The organism is Sphingomonas sp. GM_Shp_1 (assembly GCF_026540895.1).
GTDB lineage: Bacteria > Pseudomonadota > Alphaproteobacteria > Sphingomonadales > Sphingomonadaceae > Sphingomonas.
In genome coordinates this window covers 113,016-133,671 of record NZ_JALNUR010000005.1, presented here as the reverse complement: position 1 = coordinate 133,671, position 20,656 = coordinate 113,016, and the positions used below count along the sequence as shown (strand labels likewise).

Genomic DNA, 20,656 nt, shown 5'->3' with positions numbered 1-20,656 from the left:
GAATTATCCAAATTGCGGGCGCTTTCCTAACGGAGCGGTATATAGGCAGCTTCTATCAGTAGCAGACATTCGCGGCAGCTGAGCCGAACGACCACCTTTGGTTGACAGTGACCGGAAGGTCATTGGACTTGACTGTCGTTCGCCAGCCAAACAAAAAGGGTCAGCTTCCGATAAGAGCGGACTGCCGAAGCCTCTCCCCTTACCAAAGGGGCATGAACAGCCGTCTGGGTCAATAGAAGAGTGCGATAATTTTCCTGTGTTGGAGCAGCCTATGACAGAGGCTTGAGACTGGTTTCTAGTTCCCCGACCAAACAGAGAAGGCTTGGTAAGTTACGATTAAATGTGGCGTTCGCCGTCCGTTCGCTTGCCGCTTCTAGAACCAATTATTGCATCGCTTTCGAGCTTCTTCGTCGGAATCGGCTGAGAAGGGAAGCACGACGCCGGCATCCCACGCCTTCGCTCTTTCTCGAGCATCTTTTGCTTGCTCATAAATTGCGTATGGGCCTTGGGATATCCAAGCGCCTGGCGGCTTGGGGTGGCTTTGTCGGAAACAAAAATAGAATTTTGTATTGTCCATGGGCAACCACTCGGGGCTAGCGGGACCGGATTACTTGCGAGGCAGCAGAATATCGGGAGACACCCCCGCGGCTGCGCTGATGGCTGCCCAATCCCCCGGTGTCAGCCGCTTTGCCACCTCCGCCCAAGCTTTAGCCACATCAGCAGGGTCGGCCGAGGGGTCCGGTTCAAACCCTCGATCGGGCGCTTCACCTATGCCATCGTTCTTTTTTGCGAAGCCGTCGCCAAACGAACTCTGGCTGACGATATCCATGTTTTTACGAAGATCATCGCTCATCTAGAGAGCCTAGCCGTAACCGGCTTCGCAGCATACCCCCGCAATCGCGGAGCAGGCGGGAAAAGGCAAATCTGACCGGGCGAGCCGGCCGGATTGACCGCGGATTCCACCTTGATATAAAGTTCAGTGAATTTAATATTATGCCTCTGATACGGCGGAGATCCCCGATGGACTGGTTTGGCGCGAAGACACAGCAATTGTTAATTGATGCCCAAGTCCTTCTGCAGCAAGCTCAAGGTGCTATGCAGGATGACATTCGAAAGTTGGCTGAACGACAATCGGATGCCGAAGCGCGCATCGATAAGCTTGAAAAGAAGCACGACGAGGCAGTTGAGCAGATTCACATGCTTCAGAAGTCGATGGACGACATACGCGATAGCGCCATTCGTGGTGAGATCGCCAGCGGGCAAAAAAGCAAAGACACGGCCTTGAAATTTGGCCTTTCCCCTGCCCGAATATCGCAAATCGCTCCTCGACGTCGCTTCAACAATGGTTGAACCTTAGAGCTGATCGGCGACTTGCGCCAGAAGCTGACGTCTAGCGCGATAAGTATGAACGACCGGGTCTGGTCGACTCCTGCCGGTCGTCGCTGAGTCCAATAGAGTATCATTCACGCGCCCGAGGTTGAAAGTTAGCTTGCGATGATAGCGATCGTTCGAGGGCACGCGAGCCTCGCAGGCCAGCTTGATCAAGACAGACTGCGCTGACGGCATCAAGGCTCGTTGTTGTCGTCCTCGTACCCCGCCCACTCGTCCTCGGGGGGCGCATAGTATTCAGCCGCGTCATATTCCTGCTTGTTGGTGTAGCGATCCGCAAGTCCGACGACCGCCAGCTTTGCGAGAGAGTTTATTTTGAGCCCACACGCAATGCATTCGAAGTGGGTTGGGAGGTGTTCCTGCTTCTCGATAATGACGTCGTCCTCAAGCTTTCTCGTCGCTGCGGCAACGGGCCTTCCAGACACGAGCGCAGGCGAACCGCAGGCTGGACAATCCACGCGGTGCCCGGTCTGCCGTTTCGCCCATATTTTGGCTTGCTTAGTGAGCATCGCGCGTTCGTCGTTGCCCTTGCCCTTCCACACCTTCTGGTGTGCATCAACGTCGCCTTTGACTGCCTTCGCGCTCTCGTCGGCGGCCGCTGCGATCAGATCCTCCGCGGCTTTGGCTTCCTCAGCGCCCACGAAGCCTTCGAGCGTCAGGTCCATAGAACCCAGCAGCGCTTTGCACGTCGCGTAGAAGCGGGGCTGCCAGGATGCCCCTTTCACCCCGTCGAACGCCAACTCGCCGGAATGCAGTTCGGCATTCCGCTGACCGGTGTGCTGAATGCCAAAACTTTCGTGATCCGCTTGAAAGTCCGGCAGCAAGATCGTCAGGCGTCGGAACACATCGGAAATCGAGATCGACTTAGGCGCGAACCTCTTCTCGACGGGCTCGAAGCCTAACGCGCTGATAATGTTCGAGCCCGGCTTGTCAGGCTCTGCCAAAAGCACCGGATGTACGTTGGCAAGGGCTGCCCGCGCGAGCAGCTCGAGCGACAGGCTGGTCCAGAGCGCGTAATCCCACTGATCTTTGTCGAGCGCCTGCGCCTGTTGGATGTAGCGTTCCGCCTTGTCGTAAAGCGCCTGCGGATCCCATGCTGTCGTAACCGGACCAGGCGTCACCATCTGCTTCATGCAAGGTTCCTAAGATATACGCGCTGTAGCCTCCGATCCCTTCGATTCGGCGCGATTGCTGGCCTGGCGTGGAGCATCCGCCAGTTGTCAATGATTACCACATCGCCATCGTCAACCATGACGGCAGGGATCGCGGTTGCCTCCGCGACGATGCTTTGAAAGCTGGAGAAGACCAATTCGCCAACGTGGCTCGCCGGCTTAAGGTATTCTGCGTCCCAACGAATGATCTCATCGGCGCCATTTGACTGCTGCAATCGGAGCATCCGAACTTCACCGCAGCGAGGACGGCGGGGCCTCACGAGCGCCCGGCCCATCAATTCGCCCCCGATTTCGGAAGCAATGGCCCTACCGTCCAAAATCATCGTCGGAACGTCCGCATACCCGCGGACGCATCGCAGAAGAAGGTATCGCGGTGGAATCGGCCAGTGAGCTAGATCTGTGTGAAAAGGAAAGCGGTCAAGCCCAAATAAGCCGCTGTAGGTGTTCGGAGTAGAATTCGCCTTCGGAGTAAGCTCTTGAACGAGCTTGCCGCCCCAGGATAACATAATCTCGCCGAGTCCCGCCGCAACCTGAGCGGTCGGTTGGCCTGCGGCTATGCCTGGGAGCACCGCATATCCGTCCACGTCGACAAGCATCCGCAATTCGGACATTCTCGATTGTTTGTCGATGGCGACCGCTGAAATCATTGTGCGTGCGTTATAGGCGCAGCTCATATTTTGCAGAAGGGCTAAATGAGATGTCGCATCGGCCCGTTTTGGCCAAGACCGGTAACATGCGTGCGGCAGGTTCTGTCAAAAGCTGCCGTTGAAGTAAGCTCGGCGAGCGTCGCTTCATGGTCGAGGTCTGCCGAACGTCAGTCTGCCTATCTCGTGGCAGGCGATGCCGGCAGTTGCGGCGAAGGTGCTGGCAACGTCGGTTTGCCGGTCTTCAGCTTGTGAACCGGCTGGGTGGGGGTGCCGCGCATCTGGAACGCCGTCGCGATCATCCATCCAGCGGCAATGAGGATGAATATCGAGATCACTGTCGCATACGCGATCTTGAACGACTTGAACCAAGTTTCACCGTCCTTCACGACGGTCCAGTTCTTTTTCAAGGGCGGGCGCCCATGCTGGAAGACGGCATCCCGATGCTTAGCAAGCTTGGCGTCGTCGAGCGTGCCGTCCAGCAAATCGCTCCTCAGCTGGGCTAGGGCCGCCCGAACGTCGGTCCATTCCTCCTTGTTCGGATTCTCACGCAGCTCGACACGCGCCTGTGCCGCGTCGAAGGCCAAGAGCTGCTCCACTCGCTTGTCATCCTTGGCCCCGCGATATGCCTGGGCCGCGGCCAACGCCGCGGCGAGGTCTTTCCGCTGCTCGTTAATCCAGTCCTGCCTGAATTCGCTGACCTTGTTCTCCTTACTGACTACTAGGTTGATACCGGTGAGCAGGGCGGTGACCGTCCCAATCGTCAATGCGACGAGAGGAGCTAGCCAAGTCGCGGCGTTTCCAAGATCCATTCAGCTTTATCCAATCCTAAACCCAATCGACGGTTTGTCGACGACCTGTCGCCAGCGCCTACGTCGCGGGGCCTTAACCGAACTTGCCTTTGCCGATCTTCTTGCTCGGGGTCGCGACATATGCCTGACGAACCAATGGGACCCGCGTTCATGCCGCCGTCGCCACGCCAATGACGCTTTTTATCATTAGCGTCTATTCGTAACGAGTTTGGCGAATGGCCAAAGTTCGTAGGCCGTTGCCGGACGATCGTGGGAAAATTCTGCTGTTCCCAAGTCACGTGGCGAACGGAAGAACTAGTTAGTCCAGGGCAATTCTTCGAAGGGCGGATGATAGCAACCCATCCGATACTGCTTCTCGGTCATCTCATCCTCCGGGTCATCTCCGAAATTGTAGATGACCGTGTTTTCTTCGCCGGGTATGCTAGGCTTTTTTCTGAACTTCCCTACGACGCTTGGCATAGATAACACACCCTTCAGTGAGCATTAGCAAAGTTGCACATCACCCGCTTTCTCCGCTTATAGGCTAGGAAGTTCAATAGTTAAAGAACAAACTGATCTGTAACGGCTTTCAGGATTTAGCGGGGAGCAGAAACCTCCTGCTTTGTTCAAGTGAGCGGATGGCAGACCCCACCGTTTGGCTCCGAGGAATATTCAGGTGCCTTCGCCCGTACGCTCAGAGGCATGCTAACGACAGGTTTCTGCATAAGCGGGCATTCAAGTGCTGGCTTCAAAATGGCAAGACTTGGTCGAAGGCTGCCGTGCCCAGCGACTAGGACGGCTCCGGCCAACCCCTCCAACTTCAAGGAGTGGTGGCTTTACGAGGTCGTCCTATCACCTTCTTCGCGGTCGCCCGCTGCCCCGAGCATACGTGCTGCGCCCACTTCGCCATTAGGTCCCGGCGCTTTTCGAAGAAGTCTGTTCGCCGATAAGCAGCTTCGACTGCATTGGGGATACGGTGCGCCAACGCCTTCTCAGTCACTTCCTTCGGCACATTGGTGCATTCGGCGGCCCAATCGGCAAAGCTGCTCCTGAAACCGTGAACCGTGATGGTGTCGATCTTGGCGTCGCGGATTGCCTTCAGCATCGTAACATCGCTGATGGGTGCCTTGCCTCTGGCACTGAAAAGATACTGATCATCAATCGAGCCGGTCGCGAGCGCTTCATGCTCTTTCTGCAGGCGGCGAAGAAGAGCTACCGCCGGTTCAGACAGGGGCACGAGATGCGGTAGCTTCATCTTCATGCGAGACGCCGGAATCGACCATACCGCCCCGTCGAGATCAAATTCACGCCATGTCGCAAGCCGCGCCTCGTTCGAACGCACGGCCGTGAGGATCGTGAGCTTCAGCGCGTCCCGGCCAACGCTATTCGCTTCAGCCACTAACTGCGACCAGAAGGCGGGGACATCTGCGTATGGCATTGCTGCCCGGTGGGTTACCTGCTGCTGTTGCCTCGGCAGACCTCGCGTTACCGAACGCAGCGAAACTTCGGCCGGGATGTACCCCTTGATGTGCGCGAAATCGAGAATGGCCCCAATCCGCTGCAGGATACGACGGGCTGTGTCTGGGATCGTCAGCCAGATCGGCTCGAGCACCAGCAACACTTCCTTGGTGCCGATCGCATCGATCCGCTTTGTGCCGATTTCGGGAAACACATGGTTCTCGAGGCTGGACAGCCAAGAGGCATGCCGCCGATCTTTCCAGCCGCCGCTCAGGGCTTCATAGCACCGCCGCGCTACGATCTCGAAGGTGGGGACCTTGGCGCGCCGCAGCCCCCTTTCCTTCACGGGGTCGAGGCCAGCCCTTACCATCTTGCGTAGCTCGGCCGCGCGGCAGCGCGCCTCGGCTAGCGAAACATCGTGAACAGGCCCCAAGCCGAAATCCCGCCGGTGACCTTTGAACTGCATCCGCAGCACCCAGGATCGCGATCCCGTAGGCCGCACGACAAGACATAACCCGTGTGCATCAAAGTGCCGCCCAGGCCCAAGGGTTTTCACCTTCAATACCGTCAAGCGCATGTCAGGATTCCCTACAAATCCTGTACCCCCTGCCTTCCCCCATATTGTTTGCAATTCGAGGGATAACAGTGGAACAGCTATGAACAATCACAGCACAGCACCCAATTATATCTCAATACGTTGAGACTAAGTGGCACGCTCTGCTAAAGCTGTTCTCTATCCGTAGGGGTCACCAGCCTTTTCAGCGGCTTAGCGAGACACGGACTGTAGCCGTGTGATATGATTGGAATAAGCGGCAGCGCAGATAGCCCGTTACTCCGCTCGTAAAATTGCCCCCCATGCCCATGCAAGTGACCGAGCGTGAGGCCGCCTTCATCCACGCCGTCTGCCGATAATCCTGGGGTGGAAACCATCGCGCCAGCATCGATCAGTTCCGGGTCCGCCTCGCCCTCATAAGGGCGCGATGCGGAGCGCGCGACTCTCCCACTGGAGCGTCACGTTCATTGCCCTCGGGCACATGGTCCGGATCGACCGTCGCCGCCGGGCTGCCATAAATCCTGCTCATCATGCCATCTCCAGGGGCAGGCCCACATAATTTTCTGCGAGCGTGCGCTGTGCGGCGGTCGAGCTGCGCAGATAATCCAGTTCGGCCATCTGGATACGCCGGTCGAAGCCGTCCATCGTCGGGAAACGGTGCGTCACGGAGGTGAACCACCAGGAAAAGCGCTCCGCCTTCCACACCCGCGCCAGCGCGCGCGTCGAATAATGATCGATCCCGGCGTTCGACCGCTCGCGATAATGTTCGGTCAATGCCGCGCCCAGCATGGTTACGTCGGACACCGCCAGGTTCATGCCCTTCGCGCCCGTCGGCGGCACGATATGCGCCGCGTCCCCCGCCAGGAACAGCCGCCCCCAGCGCATCGGCTCGGCGACGAAGGAGCGGAGCGGCGCGATCGCCTTCTCGAACGACGCGCCGCGCGTCACCTTCGCTGCCGTCTCCGGCCCCAGGCGCAGGCAGAGTTCGTCCCAGAAACGATCGTCCGACCATTCGGCCAGATCCTCGTCCAGCGAACACTGGATGTAATAACGGCTGCGCGTCGGCGAGCGCATCGAGGCGAGCGCGAAGCCGCGTTCGTGATTGGCATAGATCAGCTCGTGATCGGCGGGGGGCACATCGGCCAGCACGCCCAGCCAGCCGAACGGATAGACCCGCTCGAAGACTTTCAGGATATGCGCCGGGATCGCCGCGCGGCTGACGCCGTGATATCCGTCGCAGCCGACGACGAAATCGCAATCGATCCGCTGCTCCACATTGCCGCACCGCCAGCTCACGCTCGGCCGGTCGCCGTCCAGTCCGGAGAGCGTCACGTCCTCCGCATTCCAGACGATCGAAAGCCCGCGATCCACGGCGGCGTCGAACAGGTCGCGCATCACCTCCTGCTGGCCATAGACGGTGACGGTCGATCCGCCGGTCAGCGCCGCCATGTCGATCCGAAAGACATCGCCGTCGAGGGCGACATTGGTGCCGCCATGGACCAGCCCCTCGCGCTCCAGTCGCCCCGATATGCCCAGCCGATGCATCAGCGCGACGGTGCCCTGTTCCAAAACGCCCGCCCGTACCCGCCCCTCGACATAGGTCCGATCGCGACGCTCGATGACGACGGCGTCGATCCCCTCGGCGCGGAGCAGGTGCGACAGGAACATACCCGCCGGTCCCGCGCCGATTATTGCCACCTGTGTCCGGTGTCTCATGTCATCCTCTCACAACCGGCGTTGCTCGCCTTTATGATCGGATCATGCCGCCAGCCGCCCCGGCACACGATGGACGCCCCGCACAAAAATTTGGACGATCCGGTTGCTCTGGGGTAACAATGGATGATGGCCGTAGCAGCGATCCCCAGCTTCTACCTTTATGGCGAGCCGCATCGTGCCGTGGAGGACGGCTTCGTCCATGCCGAGCGGATCGACGATCGCTCGCGCCCGAACGAATGGACGATCCTGCCGCATGCCCATACCGATCTGGTCCAGCTCTTCCTGCTGGAACAGGGCGGCGGCACGATGCGGGCGGAGGGCGAAAGTCTGGCGGTGACCGCGCCTGCGCTGCTGATCGTGCCGGCGGGGGTCGTCCATGGCTTCGACTGGGTCCAAGAGACGGCGGGCGCGGTCGTCACGCTGTCGGTCCGGCATCTTTCGCTGCTCGAAAGCCGCTATCCGGGGCTGGCCGCGGTCTTCGACCGGGCGGGCGTGGTCTATCCGGACGAGGCGGCGGTCGGGACGATCGGCGCAGGCATCGCCGGGTTGATGCGCGAACTGGGCTGGTCGGCGCCGGGGCATAGCGCGGCGGTCGATGCGGCATTGCTCGCCGTGCTGGTCGAGGCGCTGCGCGCGTCGGGCGGGATGCGGGGGAGCACCCGCGCCGCGCCCGGCCACCACCAGAGCTTGGTCGCCCGCTTCCGCGCCCGCATCGACGAACGCTTCCGCCTGCGCGAGCCGATCGCCGTCCATGCCGAAGCGCTGGGCACCAGCGAAAGCCGGTTGCGCGTCGCCTGCGCGCGCGTCGCCGCCCAGTCCCCCGCCGCGATGCTCGATCAGCGCGCGATGCTCGATGCCAAGCGGGCGCTGCTCTACACCAACCTGTCGGTGGCGGAGGTCGGCTTTGCGGTCGGCTTTGCCGATCCGGCCTATTTCACCCGGTTCTTCACCCGCCATGCCGGGATGTCGCCGCGTCAGTATCGCCGGTCGGGCAGCGCCTGAGCCCGGTGCGGGATCAGATCGCCCGCTCCCCCACGACCCGCAGGCCATACCCCTCCAGTCCGACCAGCCTGTGATGGCTGTTGGTCAGCAGGATCATCTCCCCCACGCCCAGCTCGTTCAGGATCATCGCGCCGACGCCGTAATCGCGCAGCTCCTCCATGTCCGGCACCGGCACCCCCGCCCGCGCATGGATCGCCAGCGTCAGACCATCGGGTCGCGGGCGGTTGATGACCACGACCACGCCGCTCCCTTCCCTACCGATCGCATCCATCGACCGGCGCAGCAGGCCGCTGCGCGCGCTGGCCTCGCCGAACAGGTCGGTGAAGGGCGACAGGACATGCATTCGCACCAGGGTCGGGCGGGCCGGATCGACGGTTCCCTTGACCAGCGCGACCTGCTCGCTGCCCGTCGCCTTGTTCCAGAAGGTCATGGCGCGCCACCGGCCGCCCCATTCGCTGTCAAACTCGGCCTCGGCATGCTTTTCGACCAGATGGTCGTGGCGACGACGATAGGCGATCAGGTCGCGGATCGTGCCGATCTTCAATCCATGGAACTGGGCAAAGGCGATCAACCGGTCACGCCGCGCCATCGTCCCATCCTCGTCCATGATCTCGCAGATCACGCCCGAGGGGTTCAGGCCTGCCAGCCGCGCGACGTCGACCGCCGCCTCGGTATGACCGGCGCGCACCAGCACGCCGCCGTCGCGCGCGACCAGCGGGAAGACATGGCCGGGGCTGACGATCGCCTCCGACCCCTGCGCCGCATCGATCGCCACCGCGATGGTGCGGGCGCGGTCGGCGGCAGAAATGCCGGTGGTCACCCCGTCCTTCGCCTCGATCGAAACGGTAAAGGCGGTTCCGTGCCGCGTGCCGTTGGTCCGCGTCATCGGGGCCAGCCCCAGTTGCGCGACGCGCGAGTTCGCCAAGGCGAGGCAGATCAGGCCGCACCCGTGCCGCGCCATGAAATTGATCGCGTCCGGCGTCGCCATCTGCGCGGGGATGACGAGGTCGCCTTCATTCTCCCGATCCTCGTCATCGACCAGGATGAACATCCGCCCGTTTCGCGCCTCGTCGATGATCTCTTCGGGGCTGGAAAGGAAGGCATGGGCGGCGGTCACGCCGCGACGACGCGCTGGTCGATCGTGCCGAACAACGGCCCCGCCTGCATCGTCACCCGATCGCCGAAGGACAGGAAGGGCGTCACCGGCGCCCCGCCCGCGATCATCTCGATCGCCCGGCGCTCCGACAGGCAGGTCGAGCCGACGCGCATATGATCGGCGTTCGACACCGTGCCCGACCCGATGATCGTACCTGCGGGCAGGTCCCTAGTCCGCGCGGCATGGGCGATCAGCTCGTGAAAGCCATAAGCCATCTGATCCCCGACCGGGCTCCCGAACCAGCGCCCGTTCACCTCGACGGTCAGCGGCAGGCCGACACGCCCGTCGGACCAGGCCGGTCCCAGTCCGTCAGGCGTCACCGCGAAGGGCGCGACCGAGCAAGCGGGCTTGGCCTGGACCCAGCCGAAGCCGGTCTTCATCTCAATGGGTGCGATGGTACGCAGCGACCAGTCGTTGAGCAGCAGGACGAGGCGGACATGGCCCAGCGCCGCGTCGGGCGTGCAGCCCATCGGCACGTCGCCCGTCACCACCGCGAACTCGCCCTCGAAGTCGATACCGTCCGCCTCGCTGGGCAAGGGCACGTCCTCGGTCGCCGAGAGGAAACGATGCGACAGGCCCTGATACATCAGCGGTCGGTCGGTCTCGATCGGCGGGAGGTGGAATGCCGTCTGCATGAGTTCGCCATGCGACGGGAAGGCCGAACCATCGAGCCATTGCCATGCGCGCGGCAAGGGCGCCCGCAACGCGGTGACGTCCAGGACCTCTCCCTCCTGCTCGACCCGTTCGGCCATCTCGCGCAGGGCCGGTTCCAGGCGGGTCCAATCGTCCAGCGCCGCCTGCAACGACACGCCCGCTGGCAGATGACGCAGGCCGTCGCGCGATATGACGACCAAGGTTCCGTCCCGGCTGCCATCGTCACGGGTCGCGAGCCGCATGGTCCTATTCCTCGAAAATCGCGACGGCGCGGCACCAGCCCGCCGAACCACCCTTCACCTTGACGGGCAGGCAGGACACGGTGAAACCGGTTGCGGGCAGTCCTTCCAGCCGGGTCAGCTTCTCCATGTGGCAATAGCCGATCTCGCGGCCCGCCTTATGGCCTTCCCAGACCAGCGAATAATCGCCCGTCTCGGCGACGCGTGCGGCGGTGTGGCTGAACGGCGCGTCCCAACTCCAGGCGTCGGTGCCGGTCACCCGGACGCCGCGCTCGGTCAGATACATCGTCGCGTCATATCCCATACCGCAGCCGCGCCCGAGAAAGTCGGGCCGCCCCAGCGCCGCGCCGGCGGCGGTGTTGACCAGCACGATGTCGAGCGGGCGCAGCTCATGTCCGATGTGCGCCAGTTCGGCCTCGACCTCGGCCGCCGTCACGACATGACCATCGGGCAGATGCCGGAAATCGAGTTTCACGCCAGGTTGCAGGCACCATTCGAGCGGCACTTCGTCGATGGTGATCGCCCGCTCCCCGTTGTTCATGGTCGGATGGTAATGCCAGGGCGCATCCAGATGCGTGCCGTTATGCGTGCTGAGCGTCAGCATTTCGGAGGCGGCGAACCCCTCGCCGCCCGCCATCGCCTCGGCGGTGATGCCGGGGAAGAACATCGCCGCCTCGGCCACGGTCTCGCGATGGGTCTGGCGGGTGATGCTGGGGCGCATGAACGGCGGGTCGGTGATGACATCCGGGTCGATCGCGATCGACAGGTCGACGATACGGCGCGTCATGAATTGCGTCCTCCCAGCGTCTCGGCGAACCAGTCGGAAATCAGGTCGCGGCCATAGGCCATATTGTCCGCCCCGACATGCTCGACCCCGCCCTCGCGCGCGGTGAAGATCACCTTCTCGCGGCGCGGCGAATTGACGAGTTGATCGTACAGGTCGTCGGCATATTTCACGCTGATCTGGCGATCACCGGCACCGTGGGTCACGAGGAACGGCACGCGGATGCGGTCCATATGGCCGTTGAGGTTCATCGCCTCGGACTTGGCGAGAAACTCCTCCTGATCCTTGGCACCGAATGCCCAATGGACATGCGCCCAGTAATGCGGGACGGGGTTTTCGCCCTCTCGCGCTATGCGCTTGTCCTGCACTTCGCGCCAATTATGGTTCGCTCCCCAGACGGCGCCGCTGGCAAAACGCGGCTCATAGGCAACCGCGCGCGGCGCAAAGTGCCCGCCCAGGGAAATGCCGGTCATGCCGATCCGCTTGGGGTCCACGTCCGACCGCTCCTCCAGCCAATCGACCGCCGCGCTCGCCCAGTTTTCGCTATGCGGATCGACGGGCAGACCCTGAAGGCGCAACGCCTCGCCCGATCCCGGCTGGTCGACGCACAGCGTCGAAATGCCCCGCCGCGCCAGTTCCTGCGGCAGCCGCGTCCAGTAGAGCAGTTCCTTGCAGCTATCGAGGCCGTTGCAGAACACCACGACCGGCTTGGCCCCCTCCCCCGGTGCCCGGGTATAGAGGGCAGGCATGGTGCCCGACGCCAACGGGATTTCCACCCGCTCGCGGTTCAGCCGCCCCAGAGAGGTCGAACGGTCAAAGGCCTCGCGCGCTCGTGCATAGGTTTCGCGGCGCCCCGGATGGCCATGCCCCTGCATCCGCTCGGCGGTGATGAGATAGAGGCTGGCGCGCTCCAGCTTGTTTGAGGCCGAAAAGGCGCACCCCTTGGCCTCGTCCAGGTCGGCCAGTTCGATCAGCTTGTCGCCCATCGCCGCCCAGGCCTTCATGAACGTCGGCGTTCCGGCATCCGCACCGCTGGCCGCCGCGTCTTTGATCGGCTGGCACATGTCGACGATCTCGCCGATCTGCCCGCCCGATTCCATCGCGATCGCGACCGACAGGTTCCAGATGTAATTCGGGAAGGGTTCGTAGAGCGCCATCCGGTTTACACCGACACCGGCCGGAACAGCCCGGCATCGGGCTTGGGATGCGGCATGGTCTGCGGACCGCCGACGCCGATGCCCCATTGGTCCATCGTACCCGGACCCGGGACATGAACCCGATGCTCGTGCGTCTCGAAGTCGACATGCTCCAGTTCCGAGGTGTATTCGACCGCGAAACCATTCGGCGTGGTGAAATAGCTGAAGGTGTTGTTGCCGGCCGTGTGACGGCCCGGTCCCCAGCGGATATCGGTGCCCGCCTGCTTCAGGCGCCGGATCCCCGCCATCATGTCGTCCACCGTCAGCATGTCATAGGCGACATGGTTGAGACAGGGCGGCCCCGGCAGGATGGCAAGGCGATGATGCGCCGAGTTGCAGCGCAGGAAGCACATGAAGTCGCCCAGCCAGTCCGACACGCGAAAGCCGAGCACGTCGGTGAAGAACGCCACCATCGCCCGGTGATCGGGCGAATGCAGCACGATATGGCTGATCTTCTGCGGAATGCCCTCCCAGCGACTGAGCGCGCGCGGCGTGCGCCGCTCGACATCCGCCGAAATCTCGAACGGCAGCCCGTCGGGCGAGAAGAAGCGGAAACCATAGCCCCCGCCCAGCGTCGCCAGGTCGCGTGGGGCGAAGATGATCCGGCAACCGGCATCCGCCACCTTGGCGTGCAGTGCATCGACATCATCGCGCGTGTCGGCGGCCAGCGCGATCACATCGATGCGGTTGGCATCGTCCTGCCGCAGGCGGACGACATAGGCTTCGTCATGCCCTTCGGCGGCGAAATGATACAGGCCGTCCCGCTCCCCCGCCTCGACCAGTTTCCAGTCGTCGCGATAGAAGGCGCGTTCGCCGTCGACGTCGGCGACGCCATAGCCGACGTATCGGATCTCGGTCACTCTTGCCATGTCATGCTCCAGGGGCTGAATGATTCCCCGGCGGCGGCGAAGCGTCGCGCCGGGGATGGTGTCGTCAGAAGCGGAACGAGCCCTGCACGCCGTAGGTACGCGGCTGGCCGAAATTCCAGTTGTAGATGTTGATGCCGCCGCCGGTGAACCCGGCATAGGTCTTCACCCGATTGTTCTCGACATTGCGGACATAGCCCTGGATGCTGAACCGGTTGTTCGGCATGTTCAGTTCCAGGCTGAGATCGGTGGTGGTGAACGCATCCACCTCGTCGCCCTTGTAGTTGAAGGCGGTGAGGAAGTAGCGGGACTTAAACCGGCTGAAGCCGTTGGCGACCAGCTTGTATCCGTCGCCCAGTTCGATCGTCTTGGTATAGTTGATCCCGATCGTCCACTTGGGCGCCTGTGGTGCGACATTGCCCGCCAGGTCGAGCGTCAGGCGCGGGACATTGGCCGGGGGATTGGCCAGCGTCGGGGCGGGGATGCCCGCGAACTGCTGGAGCCGCGCGTCGATATAGTTGACGATCAGGCTGACCCGGTCGTTGGGCGACAGGCGGACGGCGGTGTCGGTCTCGATGCCCCAGACACGGCTCTTGCCCGCGTTGAAGGTGCGCGCGCCGACCGTCGTGTCGATATAGACCTGAACCTGCTGGTCCTTGTAATCATAATAGAAGGCGCTGGCATTGAATTCGAGCCGATTGCCCATGAAGCGGTTCTTCGACCCGATCTCATAGGCCGTCAGATTTTCCGCATTGAACGATCCGACCAGATCGAAGCCGCCGCTTTTGTACCCGGTGCTGACCTTGGCATAGAGAAGATTGTCGCGTGCGGGTTTGTATTCGACGCCGGCCGTCCAGGTGATCTTGTCTTCCTTGTAGGTCGGATAGCGGATCACCGCCCCCGGCCCGCTGCCGTCGGCAGGCGGCCGCGCCATGGTCGGCGAGCGGTAGAAGCCGTAGTTGATATATTCCGCATCCTTCTTGTCGTCGGTGTAGCGGATGCCGCCGGTGAAGCTCAGCGTGTCGGGCACGATCCAGTAGGTCGCCTGGGCAAAGGCCGACTTGGAATCCGACGTCACGTAAGGACGATAGAAGAAGTTCGCGAAGGCCCCTGCCATGGGCAGATAGAGTCCGCGGGTGATGATCTGGTTCTCGTGGAAATAAAAGCCACCGACCTGCCAGACGAACCGGCCCTGGGTTCCGCCGTTCAGGCGGACCTCATGGCTTTGCGTGCGGGTATCGTAGCGGTCATTATAGAAGGTGAACAGCTCGGGCAGGAAGCCGTTCTGCGGGATGACCGCCTGGTTATCGACATGCCGATAACCGCCGATATAGCTGAGCGTCGCGCCGCCGAAATCATAGGAGACGCGGCCCCGCACCGCATATTGCTGGCTCTGGAAGCTGCCCGTCCGGGCGAGCGGAAAGCTGGCGGGATCGAACCCCTGGGGCACGTCGACAAAGGATGGGACCTGGCGTTGGGCGAGCGTGGTATAGGTCGTCGGCGACGCCACCGAAGCGGGCAGTTCGGTCACGCCGGGGGTCGATCCGCTGACGGCCAGGCCATATTGCATCGGCCCGGTCTGGTCGATGTCGACATATTCGCCCGCGAGATAGACCTCCAACGCGCCGGGTGCGAATAGAATGCTGCCGCGAACGGCATCGACATTGGCATCGTCGCCACGCCCCGCCGGACCATTGTCGACATAGCCGTCATGCTGGTTGTGCAGCCCGGCGATGCGGATCGCGACCTTGTCGCCCAGCGGCACGTTGACCGCGCCCGTCGCATAGATCGCATTGTAATTGCCGTAGCCCGCCGTCGCCGAGCCCTCGAAGCTTTCCAGAACAGGCTTGGCCGCCACGATGTTGAGCGCACCCGCCGTCGAGTTGCGGCCGAACAACGTACCCTGCGGCCCGCGTAGTACCTCGATCCGCTCCAGGTCGAAGAAATTGGCGTTCAGGCCGACCGGGCGGTTGATATATTCGCCGTCGATCGAAACGGTCAGAGCGGGATCGGCGCTTTCCGAAATATCCTGGCTGGATACGCCACGGATCGCGATCTTGGTGAAGACGGAGTCCGGGGTGATGCCCAGGTCCGGGGCCAGCCGCTGAAGCCCGCTGACGTCGGTGACCTGCGCCTTGGTCAGATCCGCCCCGCCGATGGCGCGGATGGCGATCGGGGTGTCCTGCAACCGCGTTTCGACCTTGGTCGCGGTGACGATGATATCTTCGGATTGAAGCCCGTCGTCGGACGCACTCGTCGTCGTTCTGTTGGCCGATGTCTGCGGCGTCGCGCCTGCTGGATCGGCAATCTGCGCGAACGCGGGATGGGCCACGCACAAAGCGGTGGTGGTGGTAAGCGCCGTTAGTACGACGCGGCGGAACCTCATCATCTGATCCCCTCTCCTTGGTCGGAGGCGTATCCGCCCCTCGTTTAGAACTAGAATGATTGTTCTATTTAATATGGGAGTCAAGCACCGATCGGCGATCGGGCGAGATAATTTTGCAGCAGCTAGAACATGGGATGCGGATTGCGCGCGGTGGTCGGCATCGGCTGGATCACGTCCCAATGTTCGACGATCCTGCCGTCCTTCAGGCGATAGATGTCGGCGACCGCACCGCCGGGGGTATCCGGGTTGGTGCGACCGTGCAGGTGAATGACCGCCATGTCGCCGTCGACGATGATCCGCTTCACGTCGAAGCGCGCGCCGGGCGTCGCGAATTTGGGGGCAAGCGCGGCGACCGCGGCGTCGCGGCCATCGGCAAGGCCGGGATTATGCTGGATATAGTCCGCCACGACATAGCGCTGAAACGCCCCTGCCACGTCGCGTCGGGTATAGAAGCGATCGGCGAAATCGGTCATGATCACGCGGTTGCGCTCGGTCAGCGTGCTCCCCGATCCGGCAAGCGCGGCCGGTGCCAGAAATGGCGTGGTGAGGACGAGCGCATGAAACAGGGCCTTCATATCGCCACCTCCGTCGTGAAGGGCAGATCGTCGCTGGCACGGCCGACCGACAGGCGGCCGCGCTCGCCCGGCTTCTCCCAGTCGCGGCCGTTCCAGATTCGGAAAAGGCGGGGCTCGGGCGTGATCCTGACCGTCCTCGTCTCACCCGGCTGCAATAGGATCTTGGCGAAGCCGACAAGTGCGAATTCGGGGACATGCCGATAGAGCTGCACCACCTCGCTCCCGACACGCTCGCCGCTATTGCGCAGGGTGACCAGGACATCGCCGCCATCGGTTTCGACATTCCGCCAATCGAAACGGGTGTAACCCCGCCCCGCGCCGAAAGCGTAGAGCGGCGCCGTGCCGCGTGCCCGTAAACCCCGATATCCGATCAGCACGCCGTCCTGATAGGGAAGATCACTCTCCCCGTCCGGCTGAAGCGACAGTGCCGGATAGTCCGCCTCGCATCGGGCCAGCGTGACCGGCAACCGGCCACCCGGCTCGGCATCACCCGCCAGGACGGCGGCGAGCGCCGGGCCGAAACCCTCGCCGGGATACCAGGCGGAGATCAGCGCCGATGCCTGGTCATGCCATGTCGCGTCAAAGGCATGGCCGATATTGGCGATGATCGCGGTGTTGGAATTGGCCGAGCAGACCGTATCGATCAGCGTCCTCTGCTCGGGCGCGACCGCGGTGTCGGGCCGATCCTTGCTCTCGACGCTGGAGTCCGATGTTTCGCCGATCATGAGGATCACCGCGTCGGCACCCGCCGCTGCCTCGACCGCGCGCGCCAGCATCGCCTCGGCGCTGTCCGGTCCGCGCACGCCGTACCACAGGCCGTGGACCCGCGCGCCGTCATAGCGGAACACGACCTCGACCAGCACGCGCTGCCCGGCCGTCAGCATCGTCTCGGCGCTGTCGGCATCGCCGCGCTTGAGGGAGCCCATCACGTCCGACGCCGCCATACGCCGGGACTGCTCGATCAGCGGCTGCCCATCGACCTTCAGGGTGACCGCGCCGGTCGCCCCCGCATAGAAGCGATGCACGCCGTCCATGGTGGCCGTGAACCAGCCACTGGCACGGATCGCGGCAGGACGGTCGAAGACACCCTGCTCATGCACGCCGACGAACCAGACCAGCGAATTGGTGTTGCGCACCTCCTGCCCGATCGGCTGGGCGGACAGGTCGCCATCGGCGAAATACTCGACCGTCATGCCCTGCCCCTCGCCATCAATGGACCGTACCGGCATGGTGGGCAGGCGCGGCTGGGGATCGACGCCGGGTTCGTAGATGATCTCTGCCGCACCGCCATAACGCGCGATGATCGCGTCCAGGGGACGAACCGCGTCAGGAGACAGGGCGATCTTGGCGAAGGTGCCGCCCTGATAGCAGGGGGCCGCCGCATTCGGGCCGATCACCGCGATCCGGCGATGCCTGCCCGGCGTCATCGGCAGCAGATCGCCTTCGTTGCGGAGCAACACCATACCCGCTGCCGCCGCCTCGACCAGCAGCGCATCGGCATCTTCTTCGGACGCCGATTTGGGGCCGGACCAGCGACGAGCGGCCCGCGCGACACGCTCGGCGGCGTCGGCCAATCGCTCCGCCGCCACCTCACCCGCCTCAACCGCCGCCACGGCCTTGGAACCGAGGAACCGCGCCGGTCCCGGCATCTCCAGGTCGAGCCCACCGTTCAGGCTGCCTGCGGTCGAATGCGTCCCGAACCAATCGCTGATGAAAGGCCCGGCAAAGCCCCATTCCCGCTTCACGATGGTCGAGATATGGCCATGCTCGGCGCACCAGTCGCCATTGACCCGGTTATAGGCGGTCAGCATCGCCCCCGCCCCGGCCGCCGCGCACAATTCGAACGGCAGCAGATAGACCTCGCGCAGCGCCCGCTCGTCGATCACGGCGTTCATGCGGTCGCGATCCGTCTCGCTATCGTTGCAGACCAGATGCTTGACGCAGGCACCGACGCCGGTCGACTGAAGCCCCCTTGTCCACGCCGCGCCCGCCAGCCCGGTCAGCAGGGGATCTTCGGAAAAATATTCGAACGCCCGCCCGGCCAGCGGACTGCGCGCCATGTTGACATTGGGGGCCAGGACGAGGTCGACACCCATGCGGATCGCTTCGCCCCCGACCAGCGCCGCGACCCGCGCAATCAGTGCGACATCGAAGCTGGCACCGAGGGCCGTCGCGCACGGCGACAGGCGCGCGACGTCGCGCTCGTCGACCCGCCCGCTGGCGATCCCCATCGGGCCATCGCTCATGTGCAGCGATGGAATGCCCGCCTCCGGGATCGCGACCGATCGCCACATCGCCGCCCCGGCGGTCAGGCTCGCCTGCTGCGCGGTGGTCAGCGCGGTCATGCGACCGGTTCCAGGCGAAAGGCCATGACCTGCCGCGCCTGAGTGGCGATCTGCGCCGCCACGCCTTCATCGACGATCGCGCCGTCGCCGCCGAAGGGCTTCTGCGCGATCGAGTTGATCGCGATCCCCGCCGGGGTCGGCCAGCCGCGCATCGCGTGGACGATCCCGCGCAGCGCCGCCAGCGTGACGCCGCCCGCCTGCCATCCCGCCGCCGACACGATCAGGCCGACCGGCATCCCGTCGAAATAGACCCGCTCGTCCCCGCGCAGATCCTCGAGCAGGTCGATGGCGTTCTTCACCACGCCCGAGACGCCGCCATGATAGCCCGGCGTCCCGATGACGAGGCCGTCCGCCTGGCGCAGCGCCGCGACGAAGGCCGCCTGTTCCGACGTGCGTTCGGGACGCTCCGGGTTGAAGTGCGGCAGCGCCGCCAGCGCCGGACCATCGAACATGGTCGTATGCGCGCCCATCCGCTCGCACTCGGCGAGCACGGACCGCACCAGCATCTCGCTCGACGAACGCGGGCGGAAGGTGCCACCGATCCCCACGATATGACGTGCCATCGGATCAGGCCTTCTTGAACGCGGGCATGACCTTTTCCGACAGCAAGCGCAGCGTCTGGTCGCCCAGGTGCAGCCGCTCGTCCGTCAGCGGCCCCGTGGTCGTGCCGCACAGGATGTTGCCGATGCCCAGCTCCTCATAGGGCTTGAGATGCGCGATCACCGTGTCGGGCGAACCGTAAAGGCACCAGGTTCCGATCCAGTCCTCGGTCAGCGCATTGGGCGTGCGGTCGGTCTTCTTGTTCGCATCGTTGGACTCGGCACGGGCGTTGAATTCGGCCTCTCGTTCGATGGCGTCCTGATAGGCGCGCAGGATGGTCATCATCTCCTCGCGCGCCTGCTCGTCACTGTCGGCGACATGGACCAGCTGATAGGTGTGGGTCGTCCAGTCGAGCGCGCTGGCAATCTTCTCGGCGCTGTGCCCGGCCTGCTCCAGCATCGTCCTGTAGATGCCGAAGAACTTGGCGACATGCTTCATCGGCTCAGTGCCGCCGATCTGCGGTGGGGTGAAGGCGGGAATGAAGGCGGGCCATGCATTCTCGGCGGCGCGACGAGCACTCGCTTCCTTCATCGCCACCGGCATCAGCCGGGCATGACCCTCGCTATAGGCGGCGGGCGCGATCCGCTGGAGCACGCGCCCCTGGTGCGGGCCATTGTCGATCTCGACCGCCGGATCGTCCATCCTCTTGGCCCAGAGCTGCTCCGCCAGCGCCAGATTCTTTTCGGAGATCGCGCCCGCGTCGCGATAGTCGACGCCGAAGCCGATCATCTCCTCGGGCGTGGTGCCCGATCCGACACCGACCAGCAGCTTGCCGTCGGTCAGTTGGTCGAGGATGTTGATCCGCTCGACGAAGCGCACCGGATGATGCAGCGGCACCGAGGTGACCGAAAAGCCGAAGTGCATGTGCGGGAATTTCGCCGCCAGATAGGAGGCGAACATGTAACTGTCGCTGGCGATCGGCATATAGCCGTTGAAATGATGGTCCGGCATGAACAGCGCATCGAAGCCCAGCGCGGCGGCCCGTTCCGCATGGGCCGTCAGGCCATGGATCAGCACGCGATCCTGCTCCGGCGCCATGGACCGTGCGTTGAGGAATACCGAGAAACGCATCAAACCTCTCCCTTTTTTCACCCACGTCATGGCGTGGCGCGTTGCCGCTTTGCTGCGGT

At 63.3% G+C, this 20,656-nt stretch carries 18 protein-coding genes; 2 read left to right on the top strand and 16 right to left on the bottom strand.

Translation table 11 applies throughout. The features are described 5' to 3' along the window. Positions 1 to 607 precede the first annotated feature (607 nt). A complete protein-coding gene (locus OXQ33_RS04915) occupies positions 608 to 853 on the bottom strand; it encodes a hypothetical protein (protein WP_267433576.1) in 246 nt (81 codons plus the stop codon). Positions 854 to 1,020: 167 nt separating this feature from the next. On the opposite strand from OXQ33_RS04915, the gene OXQ33_RS04910 reads away from it, so the two are divergent. Next, entirely contained in the window at positions 1,021 to 1,350 is a 330-nt protein-coding gene (locus tag OXQ33_RS04910) for a hypothetical protein (protein WP_267433575.1), read from the top strand. Positions 1,351 to 1,565: 215 nt separating this feature from the next. Here OXQ33_RS04910 and OXQ33_RS04905 read toward each other — a convergent pair whose 3' ends face one another. The 5 genes from OXQ33_RS04905 to pobA form a co-directional block, all read right to left on the bottom strand. Beyond that, on the bottom strand, positions 1,566 to 2,522 hold the full coding sequence (locus tag OXQ33_RS04905; protein ID WP_267433574.1) for a hypothetical protein: 957 nt from the start codon (positions 2,520 to 2,522) through the stop codon (positions 1,566 to 1,568). After that, a complete protein-coding gene (locus OXQ33_RS04900; RefSeq protein WP_267433573.1) occupies positions 2,519 to 3,235 on the bottom strand; it encodes a TauD/TfdA family dioxygenase in 717 nt (238 codons plus the stop codon). Before OXQ33_RS04900 ends, OXQ33_RS04905 begins: the two co-directional genes overlap by 4 nt. Before the next feature lie 149 nt (positions 3,236 to 3,384). Continuing rightward, positions 3,385 to 4,017, bottom strand: a complete 633-nt coding sequence (locus tag OXQ33_RS04895) for a hypothetical protein (protein WP_267433572.1) — start codon at positions 4,015 to 4,017, stop codon at positions 3,385 to 3,387. Positions 4,018 to 4,816: 799 nt separating this feature from the next. Further along, complete coding sequence (locus OXQ33_RS04890; RefSeq protein WP_267433571.1) at positions 4,817 to 6,031, bottom strand: site-specific integrase; 1,215 nt, start codon at positions 6,029 to 6,031, stop codon at positions 4,817 to 4,819. A gap of 504 nt (positions 6,032 to 6,535) precedes the next feature. After that, positions 6,536 to 7,723, bottom strand: a complete 1,188-nt coding sequence (gene pobA, locus OXQ33_RS04885; protein ID WP_267433570.1) for a 4-hydroxybenzoate 3-monooxygenase — start codon at positions 7,721 to 7,723, stop codon at positions 6,536 to 6,538. 126 nt (positions 7,724 to 7,849) lie between these two features. Between pobA and OXQ33_RS04880 the strand changes: the two genes are divergently transcribed. After that, a complete protein-coding gene (locus tag OXQ33_RS04880) occupies positions 7,850 to 8,725 on the top strand; it encodes a helix-turn-helix domain-containing protein (RefSeq protein ID WP_267433591.1) in 876 nt (291 codons plus the stop codon). A gap of 13 nt (positions 8,726 to 8,738) precedes the next feature. On the opposite strand, the gene ribB is transcribed toward OXQ33_RS04880, so the two are convergent. The 10 genes from ribB to OXQ33_RS04830 all read right to left on the bottom strand — a co-directional run bounded on the left by ribB (position 8,739) and on the right by OXQ33_RS04830 (position 20,597). Then, positions 8,739 to 9,842, bottom strand: coding sequence for a 3,4-dihydroxy-2-butanone-4-phosphate synthase (ribB, locus tag OXQ33_RS04875; RefSeq protein WP_267433569.1), 1,104 nt, complete (start codon positions 9,840 to 9,842; stop codon positions 8,739 to 8,741). Next, positions 9,839 to 10,777 (bottom strand): fumarylacetoacetate hydrolase family protein, encoded by a 939-nt coding sequence (locus OXQ33_RS04870; protein WP_267433568.1) that lies wholly within the window; start codon positions 10,775 to 10,777, stop codon positions 9,839 to 9,841. The genes ribB and OXQ33_RS04870 overlap by 4 nt, the downstream gene beginning before the upstream one ends. Positions 10,778 to 10,781: 4 nt before the next feature. Next, complete coding sequence (locus OXQ33_RS04865) at positions 10,782 to 11,561, bottom strand: cyclase family protein (protein ID WP_267433567.1); 780 nt, start codon at positions 11,559 to 11,561, stop codon at positions 10,782 to 10,784. Then, positions 11,558 to 12,715 carry an alpha/beta fold hydrolase gene (locus tag OXQ33_RS04860; protein ID WP_267433566.1) on the bottom strand — a complete coding sequence of 386 codons (1,158 nt, stop codon included), beginning with the start codon at positions 12,713 to 12,715 and terminating at the stop codon, positions 11,558 to 11,560. The genes OXQ33_RS04865 and OXQ33_RS04860 overlap by 4 nt, the downstream gene beginning before the upstream one ends. 5 nt (positions 12,716 to 12,720) lie before the next feature. After that, on the bottom strand, positions 12,721 to 13,623 hold the full coding sequence (locus OXQ33_RS04855; protein ID WP_267433565.1) for a VOC family protein: 903 nt from the start codon (positions 13,621 to 13,623) through the stop codon (positions 12,721 to 12,723). 64 nt (positions 13,624 to 13,687) lie between these two features. Continuing rightward, positions 13,688 to 16,009: a TonB-dependent receptor gene (locus tag OXQ33_RS04850; protein WP_267433564.1), complete on the bottom strand. Its 2,322-nt coding sequence runs from the start codon at positions 16,007 to 16,009 to the stop codon at positions 13,688 to 13,690. A 119-nt stretch (positions 16,010 to 16,128) separates the two neighbouring features. Further along, complete coding sequence (locus tag OXQ33_RS04845; RefSeq protein ID WP_267433563.1) at positions 16,129 to 16,581, bottom strand: nuclear transport factor 2 family protein; 453 nt, start codon at positions 16,579 to 16,581, stop codon at positions 16,129 to 16,131. Continuing rightward, on the bottom strand, positions 16,578 to 18,926 hold the full coding sequence (locus tag OXQ33_RS04840; RefSeq protein WP_267433562.1) for a glycoside hydrolase family 3 C-terminal domain-containing protein: 2,349 nt from the start codon (positions 18,924 to 18,926) through the stop codon (positions 16,578 to 16,580). Before OXQ33_RS04840 ends, OXQ33_RS04845 begins: the two co-directional genes overlap by 4 nt. Continuing rightward, positions 18,923 to 19,489, bottom strand: coding sequence for an NAD(P)H-dependent oxidoreductase (locus OXQ33_RS04835; protein ID WP_267433561.1), 567 nt, complete (start codon positions 19,487 to 19,489; stop codon positions 18,923 to 18,925). The genes OXQ33_RS04840 and OXQ33_RS04835 overlap by 4 nt, the downstream gene beginning before the upstream one ends. Before the next feature lie 4 nt (positions 19,490 to 19,493). After that, positions 19,494 to 20,597, bottom strand: coding sequence for an LLM class flavin-dependent oxidoreductase (locus OXQ33_RS04830; RefSeq protein ID WP_267433560.1), 1,104 nt, complete (start codon positions 20,595 to 20,597; stop codon positions 19,494 to 19,496). Positions 20,598 to 20,656: the final 59 nt, after the last annotated feature.